The sequence below is a fragment of the Streptomyces sp. NPDC018045 genome, assembly GCF_044327445.1.
Lineage (GTDB): Bacteria > Actinomycetota > Actinomycetes > Streptomycetales > Streptomycetaceae > Streptomyces.
In genome coordinates this window covers 51892-69994 of sequence record NZ_JBIRFL010000014.1, presented here as the reverse complement: position 1 = coordinate 69994, position 18103 = coordinate 51892, and the positions used below count along the sequence as shown (strand labels likewise).

The 18103-nt window shown below is 72.7% G+C and carries 17 protein-coding genes and 1 riboswitch; of the genes, 9 read left to right on the top strand and 8 right to left on the bottom strand.

The genetic code is table 11. The features are described 5' to 3' along the window. Positions 1-406: 406 nt before the first annotated feature. Positions 407-1213 carry an enhanced serine sensitivity protein SseB C-terminal domain-containing protein gene (locus ACH4EB_RS26355; RefSeq protein WP_398350216.1) on the bottom strand — a complete coding sequence of 269 codons (807 nt, stop codon included), beginning with the start codon at positions 1211-1213 and terminating at the stop codon, positions 407-409. 161 nt (positions 1214-1374) lie between these two features. Further along, positions 1375-2172 (bottom strand): enhanced serine sensitivity protein SseB, encoded by a 798-nt coding sequence (locus tag ACH4EB_RS26350; RefSeq protein WP_398350215.1) that lies wholly within the window; start codon positions 2170-2172, stop codon positions 1375-1377. A gap of 196 nt (positions 2173-2368) precedes the next feature. Between ACH4EB_RS26350 and ACH4EB_RS26345 the strand changes: the two genes are divergently transcribed. Next, positions 2369-3184: a hypothetical protein gene (locus tag ACH4EB_RS26345; protein ID WP_398350214.1), complete on the top strand. Its 816-nt coding sequence runs from the start codon at positions 2369-2371 to the stop codon at positions 3182-3184. A 204-nt stretch (positions 3185-3388) separates the two neighbouring features. On the opposite strand, the gene ACH4EB_RS26340 is transcribed toward ACH4EB_RS26345, so the two are convergent. Beyond that, entirely contained in the window at positions 3389-4138 is a 750-nt protein-coding gene (locus ACH4EB_RS26340; RefSeq protein WP_398350213.1) for an AAA family ATPase, read from the bottom strand. A 253-nt stretch (positions 4139-4391) separates the two neighbouring features. Beyond that, positions 4392-4487: riboswitch (glycine riboswitch) on the top strand. A gap of 142 nt (positions 4488-4629) precedes the next feature. Here ACH4EB_RS26340 and gcvT point away from each other — a divergent pair. The 5 genes from gcvT to ACH4EB_RS26315 all read left to right on the top strand — a co-directional run bounded on the left by gcvT (position 4630) and on the right by ACH4EB_RS26315 (position 11015). Then, positions 4630-5757, top strand: coding sequence for a glycine cleavage system aminomethyltransferase GcvT (gene gcvT / locus ACH4EB_RS26335; RefSeq protein WP_398350212.1), 1128 nt, complete (start codon positions 4630-4632; stop codon positions 5755-5757). Positions 5758-5824: 67 nt separating this feature from the next. After that, the gene (gene gcvH, locus ACH4EB_RS26330; RefSeq protein ID WP_398350210.1) at positions 5825-6199 is read left to right on the top strand and encodes a glycine cleavage system protein GcvH; all 375 of its coding nucleotides are present in this window, start codon (positions 5825-5827) and stop codon (positions 6197-6199) included. Positions 6200-6254: 55 nt separating this feature from the next. Next, on the top strand, positions 6255-7514 hold the full coding sequence (glyA, locus tag ACH4EB_RS26325; protein ID WP_030018262.1) for a serine hydroxymethyltransferase: 1260 nt from the start codon (positions 6255-6257) through the stop codon (positions 7512-7514). A 340-nt stretch (positions 7515-7854) separates the two neighbouring features. Then, entirely contained in the window at positions 7855-9519 is a 1665-nt protein-coding gene (locus ACH4EB_RS26320) for an APC family permease (RefSeq protein ID WP_398350208.1), read from the top strand. A gap of 113 nt (positions 9520-9632) precedes the next feature. After that, complete coding sequence (locus tag ACH4EB_RS26315; RefSeq protein WP_398350207.1) at positions 9633-11015, top strand: L-serine ammonia-lyase; 1383 nt, start codon at positions 9633-9635, stop codon at positions 11013-11015. A gap of 248 nt (positions 11016-11263) precedes the next feature. Here ACH4EB_RS26315 and ACH4EB_RS26310 read toward each other — a convergent pair whose 3' ends face one another. Further along, positions 11264-12277 carry an HNH endonuclease gene (locus tag ACH4EB_RS26310; protein WP_398350206.1) on the bottom strand — a complete coding sequence of 338 codons (1014 nt, stop codon included), beginning with the start codon at positions 12275-12277 and terminating at the stop codon, positions 11264-11266. Then, positions 12274-12942 carry a class I SAM-dependent methyltransferase gene (locus ACH4EB_RS26305; RefSeq protein WP_398350205.1) on the bottom strand — a complete coding sequence of 223 codons (669 nt, stop codon included), beginning with the start codon at positions 12940-12942 and terminating at the stop codon, positions 12274-12276. Before ACH4EB_RS26305 ends, ACH4EB_RS26310 begins: the two co-directional genes overlap by 4 nt. 784 nt (positions 12943-13726) lie before the next feature. Here ACH4EB_RS26305 and ACH4EB_RS26300 point away from each other — a divergent pair. The 3 genes from ACH4EB_RS26300 to ACH4EB_RS26290 all read left to right on the top strand — a co-directional run bounded on the left by ACH4EB_RS26300 (position 13727) and on the right by ACH4EB_RS26290 (position 15752). Further along, positions 13727-14281, top strand: a complete 555-nt coding sequence (locus ACH4EB_RS26300; protein ID WP_398350204.1) for a GH25 family lysozyme — start codon at positions 13727-13729, stop codon at positions 14279-14281. A gap of 71 nt (positions 14282-14352) precedes the next feature. After that, a complete protein-coding gene (gene nadE, locus ACH4EB_RS26295; protein WP_398350203.1) occupies positions 14353-15183 on the top strand; it encodes an ammonia-dependent NAD(+) synthetase in 831 nt (276 codons plus the stop codon). 221 nt (positions 15184-15404) lie between these two features. Continuing rightward, the gene (locus ACH4EB_RS26290; protein WP_398350202.1) at positions 15405-15752 is read left to right on the top strand and encodes a hypothetical protein; all 348 of its coding nucleotides are present in this window, start codon (positions 15405-15407) and stop codon (positions 15750-15752) included. A 130-nt stretch (positions 15753-15882) separates the two neighbouring features. On the opposite strand, the gene ACH4EB_RS26285 is transcribed toward ACH4EB_RS26290, so the two are convergent. Genes ACH4EB_RS26285 through ACH4EB_RS26275 form a run of 3 tightly spaced genes read right to left on the bottom strand, consistent with a single transcriptional unit; the run spans position 15883 to position 17992 of the window. Next, on the bottom strand, positions 15883-16710 hold the full coding sequence (locus tag ACH4EB_RS26285; protein WP_398350201.1) for a cytochrome c biogenesis CcdA family protein: 828 nt from the start codon (positions 16708-16710) through the stop codon (positions 15883-15885). Then, entirely contained in the window at positions 16710-17534 is an 825-nt protein-coding gene (locus ACH4EB_RS26280; RefSeq protein WP_398350200.1) for a DsbA family protein, read from the bottom strand. The genes ACH4EB_RS26285 and ACH4EB_RS26280 overlap by 1 nt, the downstream gene beginning before the upstream one ends. Positions 17535-17593: 59 nt before the next feature. Further along, complete coding sequence (locus ACH4EB_RS26275; RefSeq protein WP_398350199.1) at positions 17594-17992, bottom strand: hypothetical protein; 399 nt, start codon at positions 17990-17992, stop codon at positions 17594-17596. Between the last annotated feature and the right edge of the window lie 111 nt (positions 17993-18103).

Below are 18103 nucleotides of genomic sequence, written 5' to 3'. Positions count from 1 at the left end.
GTACAGGTGTTGCAGGCCTTGCGGGTGGTGCGGGCGGAGCAGTTGCCGCGGAACGTCACGCGACGACGAGCGGTGCATCTCGTACACAGGGCCGAAACCCTCTGCTGCCGGAGTCTTCATCCGAGTCGCGATCACTCACCAGCCCTGACCGGGAATGGATGCGCAACTGTGATGTGGCCCACGGGCTTCCGCTATGCGGACATCGGCCCCGACTGAGCGGTTCGCGCGGCGGCGCGCAGGAGGCAACTTACGGGCAGCGGCGGCCATTTCGGGCCGCGGGACGCCGTCGGGAGCCGCAAGAGGGCGCGGCCGGCCCACAGGGCGGCACGGCGAAGCCCGCAGAGGCGCGGCGCGGGCGCCGGGGCGGCCGAAGCGGCACGCGGCCGGCGTAGGGCGTACGGCGGGATCAGTACGGGCGCGGGTAGCCGTACCCGTACGACGGCGCGGGGGCAGGGGCGGGCGCGGCCACCGGACCCGCCGCGTAGGCGTCCCGGTCGAAGAACGGCCGCGCGTTGGCCCGCATCCACATGCCGACCGGGTCGTACTCGTCGTTCATCGCGACCGTCGAGACCGGCAGCCCCTCCGGTACCGCGCCGATGGACTGCTGGACCATCAGCCGCACGGATTCGACGGCCGGTTGACCCGTGTCGTACAGATCCAGACCGATCGCCAGATACGGGGCGCCGAGGGCGGGCTGCACCCAGGCACGGCGCAGGGAGCGCACCGCGGGCGTGCGGTGCGCGTTCTGCCCCAGCAGGGCATAGAACTGAGGGATCTCGATGGCCGGTTCGGTGATCCGCAGCGGGCCGGCCGGCAGCCGGTCCAGGCCGCCCGCGATGCGCCGCAGGTCCAGCCATGGGATGCCGACGCCGCCACCGGGGGCGTGCGGGTTGAGCCACAGGCCCCAGCGGTCGGGGAAGAGGGTGGCCGCGATGTCCCGGCCGTAGACGACCTCGTGGGCGCGGTTCCAGCCACTGGCGGCCAGCTCGGGGGCGGAGGTCACGCACGGCGCGTAGCCGAGCCCGTCGACCTCCATGTTGCCGTACTGCGCATCGGGCGAACCGGCCTGGCCGTGCCAGAGCAGCATCCAGACCTGACCGGCGGCGAGGGCCTGCAGCAACGCCTCGTAGGCGTCGTACCGGCCGGGCGAGACCTGTTGCAGCACCTGCTCGACCTGCCCGGCAGCCGCTCCCTGATGCGCACCCGCGCTCACGTGGTCCGTCCCTTCCTGACGGCAGGCACGTGGGGTACGCCTGCCGGTTGCAACAACAGCTTAGAGCCTGCGTCCGGACCCCGGCCGGATCAGCACACGCCGCTTGCGGTCACGGGAAGGAGCACTCCGGGGGCGCCGGGGGAGCGGACGTCCGCGGGCCGCTAGGCGACATCGCGGGAGTAGAAGGGCCGGACCCGCTCCAGCATCCAGTCGGCGACCGGGTCGCCCTGGGCGAGGTCCAGCATGACCAGTTGGACGGGCCAGGTCAGCGGGGTCCCGCCGAGGGCCCGGCCGAGGGCGGCGGTCACGGCGTCCCGTACGGCCGGGTCGTGCGGCAGGACGGCCGCGGCGTCCACCTGGACGCCGACGAACAGCGCGGGCGCGTCCCCCTCGACGCTGGCCAGCGCGCGACGCGCGGTGACCACGAAGCCCGCCGACGAGAACTCCAGCCCGGCCGCGGCCAGGAAGTCCACCGGCTCCTCCTGCCAGTCCGGCTCGAACAGCCGGACCCGGCCACCGCTCGGCGCGCCGGGCTGGTCCGGGCGGCCGGTCCGGCACAGCTCGGCCACCGCGTCCGGCGGCAGCGGCACGCCGACCGTGCCCTCCGGGTTGACGGCGATGCCGATCAGCGGGGGCAGGCCGCGCGCGAACTCGGCGGCCGGCGCGACGGCGAAGGACAGATGCGGCCCGGCCACCCGCTGGAACTCCTGCTCGGAGCTGAAGACCGGGACGTACGCGGCCGGGCCGATCTCGACGGTCGGCAGGTCCAGGCCCGCCCGGCCCATCCCCGCGCTCTCCGGGCCGCCGCCCTTGGGCAGCGGCACCCATATACGGCTGCGGCCGAGCACCTCGACGATGCGGGCGCCCGCCCCGGGGTGCCCCACCGAGGCGGCGAGCACCTCCTCCAGCTCGTTGGCGGGCCACTCCAGCCGCGGAATGCCCTGCTCCGGAAAGTCCATGTCCACCCACCCGCTCTTCACCGCTCGTACCGCGCCTTACCTGGTCGACGACCCTAACGCCAGCAGACGGGAGGGGGCCTGGTGCATCCGGATGACCACCGAACGCGCGCGAGCGGTTGCGGACCGTGCACCCCGCTCCGAAGGTGGCTCCAGGGTGATCTTGCCCTGCCGTTCCTACAGAAAGGCACGTCTCCTGATGGCAACGCACCGGACCGCCTCCGCCCTCCTCTGCGCCACCACCGCCGGCGCCCTCGCCCTCGGCGCCACGGGCTCCGCGACCGCGGTGGAGGGCCCCAAGCCCCCGGTCCGCAACCACAGCATCATCGTCGACGACATCGGCAGGCTGGCGGACGCCTCGACCGAGCTGGCGGAGAAGTCGGCCGACAGCCGCGGCCACTCCGTGGAGGTCAGGGCCGCCCGCACCCGCCTGGACACGGTCCTCCAGGACGCGCAGCGGCTGGCGGACCTGCTGAACGAGGACTCCGACCGCTCGGTGTCGGCCGACTCCGTCCAGTTGCGCCGGGCCTCGCAGAACCTGCGCGCGCAGATGGACGAGCTGGCACGCCGGGCACCGGGGCCGGAGGAGCCGGCCGGCGCGACCCAGGGCCTGACCGAGTCGGTCTCCCGGTCCGTCACCGACATCTTCAAGATCCTGGGCATCGACAAGCTGCTCGGCGGCCTGCAACAGCAGCCGGCCGCCGAGCCCGCGGCGCAGCCCGCCGCGCAGCCCGCCGTGCAGGCGGCCAACCGGCCGGCCCGGCCCGCCGCCGAGCCGGCGGACGAGGCGGACGGCCAGTCGGCCGCCCAGCCGAAGGCGCCGACCAGCGACCCGCAGCCGAACGCCGACACCCAGCCGGCCGCCGCCGAACCGCGGCCGAACGCCGAGGGACAGCCGAACGCCCAGGCGCGGCCGGCCGACGCGGCGCAGCAGCCGGAGCAGCCGGCCGCCGGCTCGCTGGTCAAGTCGGTGCTGTCGCTGCCGGTCGTGCTGCTCAAGGCCCTGGGCCTTTAGATCGGGCCGGTGCCGAGCGTCCGGAGGAGGCGCAGATGCGGGAGATACGCCAGAGCTAGGACCGGTCCTGACGGGCCGTACGGAACCTTCCGTACGGCCCGTCAGGCATCCGGCACCCCGGGCGGCCACGGGCGTACGGCCCGGCGGGCGGGGCGGGCCGCGGCGGACGCCGCGCGCACCCCGGCTCGGCCCCGGGGCCATGCCTCACTCGAAGGCGATCCGCCGCAGCGCTCCCGCCGCCGGCCGGTCCAGCAGGACGGCCGAGGTGAAACCCGCGGGGAGCCGGGCCGCCTGGGCACGGGCGGCCAGCCGCCGCACCGCGCGCCGGTGCCGGGCGAAGGCGTAACCGGAGACGCCGCGTCCGCGCGAACGCTGCCCGGACAGCGCGACCTCGGGCGGCACGTCCAGCAGCACCAGGTGCAGGCCGCGCCCGCCGCGCCGTGCCGCGCGCGCGAGCCAGCGGCGCACCCACGCGAGGGTGCCGCAGTCGTGCACCACCACACTGCCGCCGGAGCGAAGCGCCCGCCGCAGCCCCAGATAGTGGGCGGCCCTGACCAGCGGCCGGTAGAGCGCGTAGGGAAGCCGGCGCAGCCTGCCGCGCTCCCAGCGCTCCCGTACGTCCTGCGAGTCGACGCGGTGCACGGCGGCGCCCCGGCGGTCGAGGTCGGGCACCACCCGGAGCATGAGGGTGCTCTTGCCGCTGCCCGGCAGACCGGAGACCACCACCACGTCACCCGCCGCGAAACGCAGCTCGGCCGCTTCGCGCACGGCATGCCGGTCCCGGAGGTCGACGACGTCCGCCGTCGGGGTGTCCGCCGCCGCGGCCCGCGCCCGGCCGGGGCGTACCACCCCGAGCGGCAGCCGCCGGGGCCCCGGGGCGGCTCCCGTGGCTTCCGGGACACAGCCCGGGGGCGCGCCTCCCGGACTTGTCGCGAGTGCGGCCTGCCTGTGCACCGTGATCGCCCCTCCCGGTCCGGTGTGGTCCCCGTACCCGCAGAGTGTCAAGAAAAGGTAATGCGCTTCAAGGAAATCCCACGATTCGTACAGTCCCAGGACACTGTCGTGACACCCCTGCGAACACCGGTACGACCAGGGCTCCTGTATCCGGCGATCCCGTGCGATGATGTGCGCGCCATGTGCCGGACCGCGCACCTCCGTGTGCGTCCGCGTACGGGTGCCACGCCCAGCCAACTGCATACCGGCCGCTTGAATCCGCGCGGGAGAGTCCCCGGCCGTCACGGCGGGGCGCCGAAGGAGCAAGTCCTCCCTTGAATCTCTCAGGCCCCGATACCGCGCGGGCGAGGCAGATCTGAAAAGCGGGCCGCCGCGGTGTGGCTCCACCCAAGGTGCAAACCGGGGACCGGTCACGGCCTTCCGGTGAACCTCTCAGGTTCCGATGACAGATGGGGAGACCGTCTTGTCACCCATGCCCGGGAGCCACCACCATGACCGAAGCCCCCCGCCGCACCGCGCTGGACGCGACGCATCGCGCGCTCGGCGCGACCATGACCGACTTCGCCGGATGGGACATGCCGCTGCGCTACGGCAGCGAGCGGGACGAGCACGTCGCCGTCCGTACCCGCGCCGGCCTGTTCGACCTCTCGCACATGGGCGAGATCACCGTCACCGGACCGCGCGCCGCCGACCTGCTGGACTTCGCGCTGGTCGGCAACATCGGCGGGGTGGCCGTCGGCCGCGCCCGCTACACCATGATCTGCGACGCCGAGGGCGGCATCCTGGACGACCTGATCGTCTACCGCCTCGGCGAGGCGGAGTACATGGTCGTCGCCAACGCCTCCAACGCGCAGGTCGTGCTGGACGCGCTCACCGAGCGGGCGCGCGGCTTCGAGGCCGAGGTGCGCGACGACCGGGACGCGTACGCGCTGCTCGCCGTGCAGGGCCCGGAGTCCCCCGGCATCCTCAAGGGTCTTACCGACGCCGACCTGGACGGGCTGAAGTACTACGCCGGGCTGCCCGGCACCGTCGCGGGCGTGCCCGCGCTGATCGCCCGTACGGGATACACCGGTGAGGACGGTTTCGAGCTGTTCGTCCGCCCCTCGGACGCGGTCGCCCTCTGGGAGGCGCTGACCGAGGCCGGCAAGGACGCGGGCCTGGTGCCCTGCGGCCTGTCCTGCCGGGACACGCTGCGCCTGGAGGCGGGCATGCCGCTGTACGGGCACGAGCTGACCACCGGCACCACGCCGTTCGACGCGGGCCTGGGCCGGGTCGTGAAGTTCGAGAAGACGACGAACGGCGGTGACTTCGTGGGCCGCGCCGCCCTGGAGGCGGCCCGCGACCGCGCCGAGACGCAGCCGCCCCGCCGACTGGTCGGCCTGATCGCCGAGGGCCGCCGCGTGCCGCGCGCCGGATACCCGGTCGTGGGCCCGGACGGCGCCGTCATCGGCGAGGTCACCTCCGGTGCCCCCTCGCCCACCCTCGGCAAGCCCGTCGCCATGGCGTACGTCGACGCCGCGCACGCCACGCCCGGCACCGCCGGCGTGGCGGTGGACATCCGTGGCACCCACGAGCCGTACGAGGTCGTGGCACTGCCCTTCTACAAGCGCCAGAAGTGACGCGTTCGCGTCTCACCTGTCAAGACCCCCGCACCGAGCACGCCACCGCATCCAGGAGAATCAAGACATGAACAACCCCCAGCAGCTCCGCTACAGCAAGGAGCACGAGTGGCTGTCGGCCGCCGAGGAGGGCGTCTCGACGATCGGCATCACCGAGCACGCCGCCAACGCGCTCGGCGACGTCGTCTTCGTGCAGCTTCCCCCGGTCGGTGAGACGGTCACGGCGGGCGAGACCTGCGGTGAGCTGGAGTCGACCAAGTCCGTCAGCGATCTCTACTCCCCCGTCGACGGCGAGGTCACGGAGATCAACGAGGACGTGGTGAGCGACCCCTCGCTGGTGAACACCGCCCCGTTCGAGGGTGGCTGGCTGTTCAAGGTGAAGGTCAGCGGCGAGCCGGACGACCTGCTCTCGGCCGACGAGTACACCGCCTTCACCGGCTGACCCGCCCACCCGCCGCCCGGCGGGGCCGTGCGCCCCGCGTACCCCAGGAAGAGTCATGTCGCTTCTGAACAGCTCCCTCCACGAGCTCGACCCCGACGTCGCCGCCGCCGTCGACGCCGAGCTCCACCGTCAGCAGTCCACCCTCGAAATGATCGCGTCGGAGAACTTCGCCCCGGCCGCCGTCATGGAGGCCCAGGGCTCGGTCCTCACCAACAAGTACGCCGAGGGCTACCCGGGCCGCCGCTACTACGGCGGCTGCGAGCACGTCGACGTGGTCGAGCGGATCGCCATCGACCGCATCAAGGCGCTGTTCGGCGCCGAGGCGGCGAACGTGCAGCCGCACTCCGGCGCGCAGGCCAACGCGGCCGCGATGTTCGCACTGCTCAAGCCGGGCGACACGATCATGGGTCTGAACCTCGCGCACGGCGGGCACCTGACCCACGGCATGAAGATCAACTTTTCCGGCAAGCTCTACAACGTGGTGCCCTACCACGTCGACGAGGAGTCCGGTCAGGTCGACATGGGCGAGGTCGAGCGCCTGGCCAAGGAGACCCGTCCGCAGCTCATCGTGGCCGGCTGGTCGGCGTACCCGCGTCAGCTCGACTTCGCGGCGTTCCGCCGGATCGCCGACGAGGTCGGCGCGTACCTGATGGTCGACATGGCGCACTTCGCCGGCCTGGTGGCGGCCGGGCTGCACCCCAACCCGGTGCCGCACGCCCACGTCGTGACCACCACCACGCACAAGACCCTGGGCGGCCCGCGCGGCGGTGTGATCCTGTCCACCCAGGAGCTCGCCAAGAAGATCAACTCGGCGGTCTTCCCGGGCCAGCAGGGCGGCCCGCTGGAGCACGTCATCGCGGCGAAGGCGGTGTCCTTCAAGGTCGCGGCGAGCGAGGAGTTCAAGGAGCGCCAGCAGCGCACCCTGGACGGCGCGCGCATCCTCGCCGAGCGTCTGACGCAGTCCGACATCACCGAGCACGGCGTCTCCGTCCTGTCCGGCGGCACCGACGTGCACCTGGTCCTGGTCGACCTGCGCAACAGCGAGCTGGACGGCCAGCAGGCCGAGGACCGCCTCCACGAGGTCGGCATCACGGTCAACCGCAACGCCGTCCCGAACGACCCGCGGCCCCCGATGGTCACCTCGGGCCTGCGGATCGGCACCCCGGCGCTGGCCACCCGCGGCTTCACGGCGGAGGACTTCCGCGAGGTCGCCGACATCATCGCCGAGGCGCTCAAGCCCTCGTACGACGCCGAGGCGCTCAAGGCCCGGGTGACCACCCTGGCCGGCAAGCACCCGCTGTACCCGTCGCTGTGACCCGCGCCACCCGGCCCACGCGGCCTCGTGGCGCATGGGGCGCGGCCGGGTGGTGCCGTCGTGCACCGCGGCCGTCACGCACCGCCGTGCCCGCCGGTGCGTGACGGCCGGGTGACGTCATGGCGTGACGCCGCTGTGTGACGCGTTTCATGAAGTGCGCCCCGCCGGGTGCCGCCGAGGCGGTGTCCGTGGGGTGAACAGGCCGTGCGCTCGGGGTTGTTGGCCCCGGGCGCACGGCCTTTCCGTCCGCCTTACGGTGATTTTCCGCCCCATAGGCTGAGAACGGCCCCTCAATGACGCGGGGCCCTTCGCACCACAGCAGGACGGAACACGCACGGCAATGGACATGAGCGCGGGCAACCGCAAAGGGATCGGTCTCTTCGCCCTGACCATGATCGGCATCGGTTCGATCTTCGGCTCCGGCTGGCTCTTCGGCGCCGGCTCCGCCGCGCAGGTGGCGGGCCCCGCAGCCCTGGTCGCCTGGGTCATCGGCGCCGTCTTCATCGGCATGATCGCGATGTCCTACGCGGAGGTCGGCTCCGCGTATCCGATCCCCGGCGGCATGGCCCGCTACGGCCACCTCTCGCACGGCCCCGTGCTCGGCTTCCTGACCGGCTGGGCGGTGTGGATCGCGGTCGCCTCGCTGATCCCGATCGAGTCCATCGCCGCCACCCAGTACATGTCCTCCTGGGGCTTCGGCTGGGCCCGGGACCTGGTCGACCCGGCCACCGGCCACCTCACCGCGGCCGGCAGCGGCGTGGCGCTGCTGCTGACCTTCGCGCTGTGGCTGACCTGCTACTGGTCGGTCCAGTTCCTGGCCCGCGCCAACACGGTCCTGACCCTGGTCAAGTTCGCGATCCCGGTGCTGGCCGTGGCCGCGCTGATCGCCTCCGGCTTCCACACGTCGAACTTCACCGCGCACGGCGGCTTCGCCCCGTACGGCTGGCCGGCCGTACTGACCGCCGTGACCACCTGCGGCGTGGTCTTCGCCTTCAACGGCTTCCAGGCCGTGGTCAACCTCGGCGGCGCCGCCAAGAACCCCGGCCGGGCCATCCCGGTCGCGCTGGTCGGCGCGCTCTCGCTGGGCCTGGTGATCTACCTCGCGCTCCAGACCGCGTTCCTCGGCGCCGTACCGCCGGAGCAGTTGACGCAGGCGGGCGGCTGGCACGGGGTGAACCTCAGCTCGCCCTTCGCCGACCTGGCCAAGGTGCTGATGCTGCACTGGGTCGTCACGATGCTCCAGTTCGGCGCCTTCATCTCGCCGGCCGGCTCCAACATCGCCAATGTCGCGTCCGCCGCGTACATGGTCCAGAACCTCGCCGAGACCGGTTTCTTCCCCAGGAAGCTGGCCGCCGTGCACCCCCGGTACGGGACCGCCCGCCCCGCGATGTGGCTCAACCTCGGGTTCTCGGTCCTGCTGCTGGTCACCGTCGGCCGTAGCTGGAACGCGCTGGCCAGCGTGATCTCGGCCGCCATGGTCATCTCGTATCTGATCGGCCCGATCGCGGTGGGCGTCTTCCGCCGGACCAGGCCCGACCTGCCGCGCCCGTTCCGGCTGCCCGCGGCCGCGGTGCTGTGCCCGGTCACCTTCGCCTTCGCGGCGTGCGCGCTGTACTGGTCGAAGTGGCCGGACACCGGAAAGGTCGCACTGCTGACGCTGGTGGCCGCGCCGGTCGCGGCGGTGGTGCTGCGGCGGCGCGGCGAGACGAATCTGCGCGAGCAGTTCGCGCCCGCCTGGTGGCTGGTCGGCTTCCTGGTCTGGATGTCCGTGCTGTCCGCGCTCGGCAGCCCGGACTTCGGCGGCCACGGCGTCATCCCCGGCGGCCTGGACATCGCCCTCGTCGCGCTCTCCGCCGTCGCGTTCTACTTCCTGGCCGTACGCGCCGGGGTCCGCGCCCACGAAACGGGTCTGACCGGTACCGACCCGGTACTCGACACCGGGACCGCCTCCGCTGCGTCTTCTGCCGTTGTGCCGGAGGACAACCGTCCGATGGCCTCCGTCTGAGAGTCTGTCCGCCGTCCGGGTTAGGCTCGACAGTCGGCGCAGGAACGTACCTTCCGTTTCGTCCGCCCCTTTGCTCCACCGTCCACCACGAGCAGACAAGGGAGTCCGCCACCGTGGCCATCTCCGTCTTCGACCTCTTCTCCATCGGCATCGGCCCGTCCAGCTCCCACACCGTCGGCCCGATGCGCGCCGCCCGGATGTTCGTCGGGCGGCTCAAGAAGGACGGTCTGCTCGCCCAGACGACGGCGGTCCGGGCCGAACTCTTCGGCTCGCTCGGCGCCACCGGCCACGGCCACGGCACGCCCAAGGCCGTCCTGCTCGGCCTGGAGGGCCACTCCCCGCGCACCGTGGACGTCGAGACGGCCGACGACGAGGTCGAGCGGATCCGCAAGAGCGGCCGGCTGCGGCTGCTCGGCGCGGAGATAGGCACCGACCACGAGATCGACTTCGACGAGTCGACCGAGCTGATCCTGCACCGCCGCCGCTCCCTGCCGTACCACGCCAACGGCATGACCCTCTTCGCGTACGACGCGGGCGGCGCGCCCCTGCTGGAGAAGACCTACTACTCCGTCGGCGGCGGCTTCGTCGTCGACGAGGACGCGGTCGGCGAGGACCGCATCAAGCTCGACGACACGGTGCTGAAGTACCCCTTCCGCACCGGCGACGAGCTGCTGCGCCTCTCCCGCGAGACCGGCCTGTCCATCTCCTCCCTCATGCTGGAGAACGAGAAGGCATGGCGCACGGAGGACGAGATCCGCACCGGGCTGCTGGAGATCTGGCAGGTCATGCAGGCGTGTGTGTCCCGCGGCATGGCCCGCGAGGGCATCCTGCCCGGCGGCCTCAAGGTCCGCCGCCGCGCCGCCAACGGCGCCCGCGCGCTGCGCGCCGAGGGCAGCCCCGAGGCCCACGCGATGGAGTGGATCACCCTCTACGCGATGGCCGTCAACGAGGAGAACGCGGCCGGCGGCCGGGTCGTCACCGCCCCCACCAACGGCGCGGCCGGCATCATCCCCGCCGTCCTGCACTACTACGTCAACTTCGTGCCCGGCGCCGACGAGGACGGCGTCGTCCGCTTCCTGCTCGCCGCTTCCGCCATCGGCATGCTCTTCAAGGAGAACGCCTCCATCTCCGGCGCCGAGGTCGGCTGCCAGGGCGAGGTCGGCTCGGCCTGCTCGATGGCCGCCGGCGGCCTCGCCGAGGTCCTCGGCGGCACCCCCGAGCAGGTCGAGAACGCCGCCGAGATCGGCATGGAGCACAACCTCGGCCTGACCTGCGACCCGGTCGGCGGCCTCGTCCAGATCCCGTGCATCGAACGCAACGGCATGGCCGCGGTCAAGGCCGTCACCGCCGCCCGCATGTCCCTGCGCGGCGACGGACGCCACCACGTCTCCCTCGACAAGGTCATCAAGACCATGAAGGACACCGGCGCCGACATGAGCGTCAAGTACAAGGAAACGGCCCGGGGCGGGCTGGCGGTCAACATCATCGAATGCTGAGCTGCCACCGGGGGGGCATGAGTCGGGACTCGCGGGGCGGGAAGCCTGCGGGTCGGGGAGCTGCGGGCCGGGTGGCGTGCGCGGTCGGGCTGATGAGCCGGGCGGCGCGGCCGGGACGGCGCTCCGGACGGCGTGCGAGGCCGGGACGGTGCTCCGGACGGCGCGGCCGGGGCGGTGAGCCGAGCGCCATGGTCGGGGCGGTGAACCGGGGCGGGCGGAGCACCGGCTGCGGCGCCGTGCCGGGCCGCTCACGCGCAGGCCTTCGCGACCTCCCGCAGGAACGTCGCCCAGTCGGATATCCGCCGACCGGGCACGGCCTTTTCCAGAGTGAGACGCAGGGTGGTGTGGAGCGGCCGGGGCGAGCGCATGATCTGCTCGTTGCGGCGGGCCAGTCGTGCCAGTTCGTCGGCGGTCGGCATCCGGTCGCTCTTCTTCCCGTTGCACGTCCTGTGGGCGACGGCGAGGTTCCACAGCGAGTCCAGGTCGGGCCCGGACCAGCCGCGGACGCTTTCGAAGCGCCGCATGAGCGCGTACGGGAAGACGTGGTCGACGGCGGTCTCCTCAGGGCTCACCGTCTCGTCGCAGACGTGGCAGCGGCCGTGCTGGAACCCGGCCACGGCCGCGGCGACACCGGTGACCTGACGGCGCCGGCGCTGGTCCGTCAGGCGCAGGGTCTCCCGGTCGACGCGGACGCCGTCCGCTATCAGGCTGCGTCCTATGCCGGTCGCGAAGGAGTTCTCCACGATGCTCCAGCGGGCGTCCAGCTCCGCGTGCAGCCCGGCGATCTCGTGCGACCGGGCCACCCGGCCGAGGGCGGAGCTGAGCCGGACCGTTCGGTTACGCGGGCTGCCGACGACCTCGTAGAAGCGGTGCGGCACCTCGGTCCCGCCGTGGTTGTGGAACTTTTGCATCACCATGCCCGGCATCGACCGCACCGCGGCGTCCAGCAGCCGGTCGGTGGGGCGGCCGAGGCGGCGGGATTCCGCGCTTTCCTGTGTCGCGACGGTCAGGAAGTCCGTTTCGCTCAGAGCCATCCGGCCGACCGGCGCCTGGGGAGCCTGGGCCGCACGTTCGAGAAGCGTCATCGCGTACGGAGCCGCGAGATCGCGCAGGGGCACCTCCGTGTGGCCCTGGGCCGCGTGGTGGAGCAGGGCGTTGCCGAGGGCGAACTTGTACGTACGGGCGTTGTGGCCCATCAGGATCGCCAGGCGCCAGGACGCGCGGGCGGACGGAGCGTTCGCGTAGAAGGTGTCGATCGTCACGGGCGCTCCTTCTCGAAGGCCAGGCCGGTCCAGTGGATCTCTTCGCGGCCCAGTTGGTCGGCGCCGTCGTCGCCGAGGTGGAGCAGGCGCAGGGCGTGCTGCCGGGCGAGGGCCACGGTTTCGGGGGCGGGGATGTCGTACATCCGGCGGTCCCTGGGCGGCGGGCCGTGCCGGAGGGTGAGGAAGAGGCGGCCCCCGGGGGCCAGGAGGTCGTGGAGGCGTCGCATGGCCGGCGGGCGGTCCTGTTCCTCCAGATGCATCCATACGGCGGAGAGCAGGATCGCGTCGAAGCTCCCGCTCTCGCCGGCGAGTCGGGCCAGCGCGGGCAAGGAGTCCGCCAGCCAGCGGACCGCCGGGGAAGGGTGCAGCCGCCGGGCCACGGCGCGCAGTTCGGCGACGGGTTCGACGGCCAGGACGTCGTGGCCCCGGGCGGCCAGGGCGGCGGCGTCCCGTCCGGTGCCCGCGCCGATGTCGGCCACACGGGCCGGGGCGGCGGGCAGCAGGGGCAGGAAGTCCCGGTGCACGTCCTCGAAGCGGACGCTCTCGTACCGCTCGGACAGCGCGCCCGCGGCCCGTGCGTAGTACGGCCGGACGCCCGTGCCGTCCCCGGCGGTCCGCCGCCGTGCGGTGCCGTCACCGGCGTCCGCTCCCCCGTTCGTCGTCATACCCGCACACTACGACCCGCCACTGACAACGCTTCCGCCACGCACGCCCGGCCGGAGTGCCGAAGCCAGGAGAAGTGGCCGGTGGCCCGGCCGGTCCGGTCGGCCCGAACGAGCGGAGACCGGCCGTGGGCGGCGAGCGGTGCGTCGGCGGCGGCGAGGAGCAGGACGTGCGGCGGGGTGGTGGGGAGCGGGCCGGGGGCGTGCGGGGTCCGGTGGTCGCGGCCGTCGCAGGTGGGTTTCGGACGGTGGGATGGAGTCTTCGGCAGGGGTGGGAGGGGCGCGGCGGGCGGCTGGGGCTGAAGGGCTTGAGTTGGCGGTCGCTCCCGGGGCGGCGTGCGGCGCGCGGCGTCCGGTAAGTCTGCCGAGGTCAGAGATGGTTCGTGCCGGACGAATGTGCCCGGGGCAGCTTCGCGGGCGGTGGTACGGGCCCCCGCAGGGCGCTCCGTCCGGTCGCGCCGCGCGCGTCGGCGGGCGGCCGAAACACGGGGGCGCCCGGTCTGGCCGAACTCCGGCGGTTCTCTGGCCGACGCGCGCCCTCCCGTGGCCAATCCGCGCGCCCCGCCCCCGCAGCCGGAACCCGATCCTCTACGTATCGCTACCGAAACGGAAGTCGATCATTCCCGGTCGGAGAACGTCACCCGCGTCCGCACGCCCGCCAACAACGCGTTGATCAGCGGAAGTTCACTGCCGGACTCTGGCGCGAGACGGCGTGGACATGTTGAACTGCTGATAACACCAGGTGACGCATCGTAATCGATCGTTTTCGGTCGGCAGGAGGCCGTACATGCTGCATGGCGTCGACGTCAGTTCCCACAACCCCTCGTACTCGGCGACCGGTCTGGACTTCGTCATCGTCAAGGCGACGGAGGGCCGTTCGTACATCAACCCGCACCAGAGCGCGCAGGCGGCCAAGGCCCGCAAGGCCGGCTGTGTCGTGGGCTTCTACCACTTCCTGTGGCCGGGCAACATCGCGGCGCAGGCGAAGTACTTCGTCGAGAAGTGCGCGTCCGTGGAGGGCGACCTGCTGGCGGCGGACTGGGAGCGCACCGGCGGCGGCACCTACGCGAGCAACACCCAGAAGGACCAGTTCCTCAAGGAGGTCAAACGCCTGCGGCCCACCCACCGGGTGATCCTCTACTGCAACCGTGACTTCTGGCTCAACCACGACACGACCTCGTACGCCGGCGACGGCCTGTGGATCGCCGACTACGTCTCGGCCGGGCACCCCCGTATCAAGGCGCCGTGGCGCTTCCACCAGTACACGGACCGGCCGCTGGACAAGGACGTGGCCGACTTCCCGAACAGGGCCGCCCTGAAGGAATGGGCGTCTCCGTCATAGAGTCGTGTCCTGTCCGTACCAGCACCACGCACCCTGCGTACCGCGCTGGCCCCTCGTCCGAAGGAGCAGCCGTGACCGACCCGGCGTCCACGTCCCAGCAGCAGGAGATCGCCCGGGATCTCCAGGTGTCCGCGTCGTTCGACGTCCAGGCGGAGATCGAACGCCGCGTGGCCTTCCTCACCGAACGGCTGACGACCACGGGCCTGCGCGCCCTCGTCCTGGGCATCAGCGGCGGCGTGGACTCCACCACCGCCGGCCGGCTGTGCCAGCTCGCGGTGGAGCGGGCCCGGGACGCGGGGCACGACGCGACGTTCTACGCGATGCGACTGCCGTACGGGGTCCAGGCCGACGAGCACGACGCGCAGCGGGCGCTGGACTTCATCAAGGCCGACGAGCTGCTGACCGTCGACATCCGCCCGGCCAGTGACGCCGCCCTGGAGGCGGCACTGGCCGGCGGGATCACCTTCCGGGACGAGCGGCACCAGGACTTCGTCCAGGGCAACATCAAGGCCCGGCAGCGGATGATCGCGCAGTACGCGGTCGCGGGCGCCCAGGACGGCCTGGTCGTGGGCACCGACCACGCCGCCGAGGCGGTCTCCGGCTTCTTCACCAAGTACGGCGACGGCGCGGCGGACGTGGTGCCGCTCACCGGCCTGACCAAGCGCCGGGTACGGGCCGTCGCCGACGCGCTGGGCGCCCCGGCCGAGCTGGTCCGCAAGGTACCGACCGCCGACCTGGAGACGCTGGACCCGGGCAAGCCGGACGAGGACGCCCTCGGTGTCACGTACGACGTCATCGACGACTTCCTGGAGGGCAAGGCGGTCGCCGCGGAGGCGTACGAGGCGATCGTCCGCCGCTACCACGCCACGGCCCACAAGCGGGAGCTGCCGACCGCTCCCTGAGCGGCTCTCCGAGCGGCTTCGCGGTGGGGGCCGGGCCCCGGCCCCCACCGGGCGGCGCCCCCTTCACGTCCGGCCCCCGTAACGCCTGTCATGCTCCGGCTAGGGGATGGTCATCTTCGGTGTGCGCAATCGTGGCCCGCGGCGGGCATGGATGGGGCATGCGACGCCGTGAAACGCGATCGGAAGATCGACTGTCAGTGGGGGGCTCTACGCTCCGGAGCATGGGTTACGCAGACCTGCGCGAACTCCAGACCGCGCTGACGACCGCATCCGACATCGCCACCTCCCTCCAGGCGGCGCCCACCCGGCGGGACGCCGACCAGCTCGTCGACGTCCTGCGGCAGGCGCTGACCGCCGCCAGCTCGCTCAGCACGCTGACCGGCCCGACCGGCTGCGCCATACATCCGCACGGCGCGGTCGATCCGCTGTACGGCGATCCGGAGGACCCGCTGCCTCCGGGGTACGGCAAGTGCCTGCTGTGCAACGACCGCCGCCGCCGTGCGGACGCCGGCCCCCACCAGCCGTACCACTGGGACCGTCAGGATCACTCCCTGCGCCGCAGCGCCTAGGCGACTGCGTCTGCCGGGCGGCCCGGCATCCCGCGGTGTGCGGGGGTGCCGGACCGCCCGTGAGGCGGACGGTCCCTCGCGCCGCGCCGTGCCACCGGCCGGTCACCCGACCGGCCGGTGGCCGGGCCGCTCAGTCCTGCCGCTTCTTCTCCGGGCGCAGCGCGATACGGCCGAGTACGCCCGCGACGACGAGCGCGACCAGGGCGACGAGGACGAAATCCGGCACGGAGTTCCCGATCCGGGTGGCCCACTGCTCGACCCGGACCTCCGCGTCCGCGTCCAGGATCCCGGGCAGCGCGCTGGTGCCGTTGAAGGTGAGGAACAGCACGCCGATCCCGATGAAGAACAGGCCCGACACCAGGGAGGTGGTGTGCAGCCGCAGCTTGCCGACGCTGAACTCCCGGCCGCGGAGCCAGCCCCGGCTGCCCAGCGAGAAGCGGTCCCAGAGCAGGGCGAGCACGAACAGCGGAAGGGCCATGCCGAGCGCGTACACGGCGAGCATGGACGCGCCGTGGACCGGCGATCCGCTGACCGCCGTGACCGTCAGCACCGCGCCCAGGATCGGCCCGGCGCAGAACCCCGCAAGGCCGTAGACGCAGCCCAGCAGGAACGTGGACACGGCCGAGCGCGGAGTGATCCGGGACGCCGCCTGCTGCGCGCGCTTGAAGGCGAAGCCCAGGCCGAGGATCTGGGCGAGGCCCATCGCGATCACGACCCAGCCGCCGATGGCGACGAGCAGGTCCCGGTGGCCGTTGAACAGCCGGCTGGCGGCCGTGCTCGCCGCGCCGAGCGGGACGAGCGTGGTGGCGAGGCCCAGGTAGAACACACCGGTACGGGCCAGCAGCCGGCCGGGGTGGGAGAGGGAGTAGGCGAAGAAGGCGGGCAGCAGCAGCGCGCTGCACGGGCTGAGCAGGGCGAGGGCGCCGCCCAGGAAGGCGGCGAGGTAGCCGATGTCCATCACTTCGCCGGCTCCTCCGCGTCGCCGGAGCCCTGGCCCTTCGCCGCGCCGCCGGACTTCCCGGCCTTCTTCGCCTGCTCGGCGGCCTGGCTGATCGTCTGCTCGAAGACCTCGGTGGGCTGGGCGCCCGCGATGGGGCGGCCGTTGACGAGGAAGGACGGCGTGGACTGCACCCCGATCCCGTAGCCCTCGTTCTGGTCCTTCTTCAGGGCGGCCGCGGCGGCGTCGCTCTTCAGGTCGGTACGGAACCTGTCCAGGTCGGCCACGCCGCTCTTGCGGGCCATCTCGACGAGCTTGTCCTCGGCCAGCGCGCTGCCCTTGTTGGTCTTGGCGTACAGCTCGTCGTGCATCTGCCAGAACTTGCCCTGCTGCCCGGCGGCCCAGGAGGCGCGGGCGGCCCGCTCGGAGTCGGCGCCGTAGATGGTGAAGTTGCGGAACTCGATGCGCAGGGTGCCGTCGTCCACGAACTTCTTGATCAGCTCGGGCTGGGTCTCACGGGTGAAGCGCCCGCAGAAGGAGCACTGGTAGTCGGCGTACTCGACGAGGACGACCGGGGCGTCCTTCTTGCCGACGGCGAGCGGATCGCCGTCCGTGCGCCGGCTGGTCTGCTGCGCGAGCTGGTCGTACAGCCGCTGCTGGCCGTCGTCCTCCTGGGGAGAGACGGAGGCGGCGGCGCCGGGGGTGTCCGTGTCGCTGTCCGAGCCGCCTTCGACGGCCTTGCCGACGGCGATGCCGATGGCGACGAGTGCCACCACCAGGGCGAGGACGGCGCCGATGGCGGCGATCTTGCGGGTGGGTGAGGCGGATGACGAGGAAGTGGGCATGGGGATGCTCCAGACGTACTCGGGTGGGGAGAGGGTTGGGCCGTGCGTGGGGCAGCGGCCTAAATCCGTAGTACGGGCAGGAGCGCGGTGTGATCGGTGGCGGGCGCCGTCCCGGTGGGCGGGCGGGCGAGCGCGAAGCAGCCGGGTGCGGCGGCGAACGGGGCGGGCGCGGTGGCGGCGGGCGCCAGCGGCTCGCCGCGGTTCGGGGTGGGGACGGGGACCGACTCGTTCGGGCCGGGGGCGTGCTGCCCGGAGCACTTCTTCGGCGCCTGGGCCACGGCGTGGTGCCCGGCCGGGGCGGTCGCGGTGGCGTCGGCCGCCTGCACCGCGGCCTGCGCCGCGGCGACGGGCGGCGCCGATGCCGGCTGAACGCCGCCCACCCGGCACAGCAGCGGCGCGAAGGCGACGGCGAGCAGGAGCAGCAGGGTCGCGGCGGCCGAGCGGCGTACGCGTTCCATGCCCTGATCTCCTTCCGTCTCCGTCTCCCGGAGCCGCGCCGGATTCCGCCGGTGTACCGGTGGCGTCCGGCGTAGCGGCGGCGTTCTCGGTGTGAGCCGCCCATCCTACGG

Bases quoted from the DNA above. Each gene is read 5' to 3' on its own strand.
- ACH4EB_RS26350 (WP_398350215.1), bottom strand. From the start codon at position 2,172: ATGGACTTTCCGGAGCAGGGCATTCCGCGGCTGGAGTGGCCCGCCAAC.
- ACH4EB_RS26345 (WP_398350214.1), top strand. From the start codon at position 2,369: ATGGCAACGCACCGGACCGCCTCCGCCCTCCTCTGCGCCACCACCGCC.
- gcvT (WP_398350212.1), top strand. From the start codon at position 4,630: ATGACCGAAGCCCCCCGCCGCACCGCGCTGGACGCGACGCATCGCGCG.
- gcvH (WP_398350210.1), top strand. From the start codon at position 5,825: ATGAACAACCCCCAGCAGCTCCGCTACAGCAAGGAGCACGAGTGGCTG.
- glyA (WP_030018262.1), top strand. From the start codon at position 6,255: ATGTCGCTTCTGAACAGCTCCCTCCACGAGCTCGACCCCGACGTCGCC.
- ACH4EB_RS26320 (WP_398350208.1), top strand. From the start codon at position 7,855: ATGGACATGAGCGCGGGCAACCGCAAAGGGATCGGTCTCTTCGCCCTG.
- ACH4EB_RS26305 (WP_398350205.1), bottom strand. From the start codon at position 12,942: ATGACGACGAACGGGGGAGCGGACGCCGGTGACGGCACCGCACGGCGG.
- ACH4EB_RS26300 (WP_398350204.1), top strand. From the start codon at position 13,727: ATGCTGCATGGCGTCGACGTCAGTTCCCACAACCCCTCGTACTCGGCG.
- ACH4EB_RS26290 (WP_398350202.1), top strand. From the start codon at position 15,405: ATGGGTTACGCAGACCTGCGCGAACTCCAGACCGCGCTGACGACCGCA.
- ACH4EB_RS26285 (WP_398350201.1), bottom strand. From the start codon at position 16,710: ATGGACATCGGCTACCTCGCCGCCTTCCTGGGCGGCGCCCTCGCCCTG.
- ACH4EB_RS26280 (WP_398350200.1), bottom strand. From the start codon at position 17,534: ATGCCCACTTCCTCGTCATCCGCCTCACCCACCCGCAAGATCGCCGCC.
- ACH4EB_RS26275 (WP_398350199.1), bottom strand. From the start codon at position 17,992: ATGGAACGCGTACGCCGCTCGGCCGCCGCGACCCTGCTGCTCCTGCTC.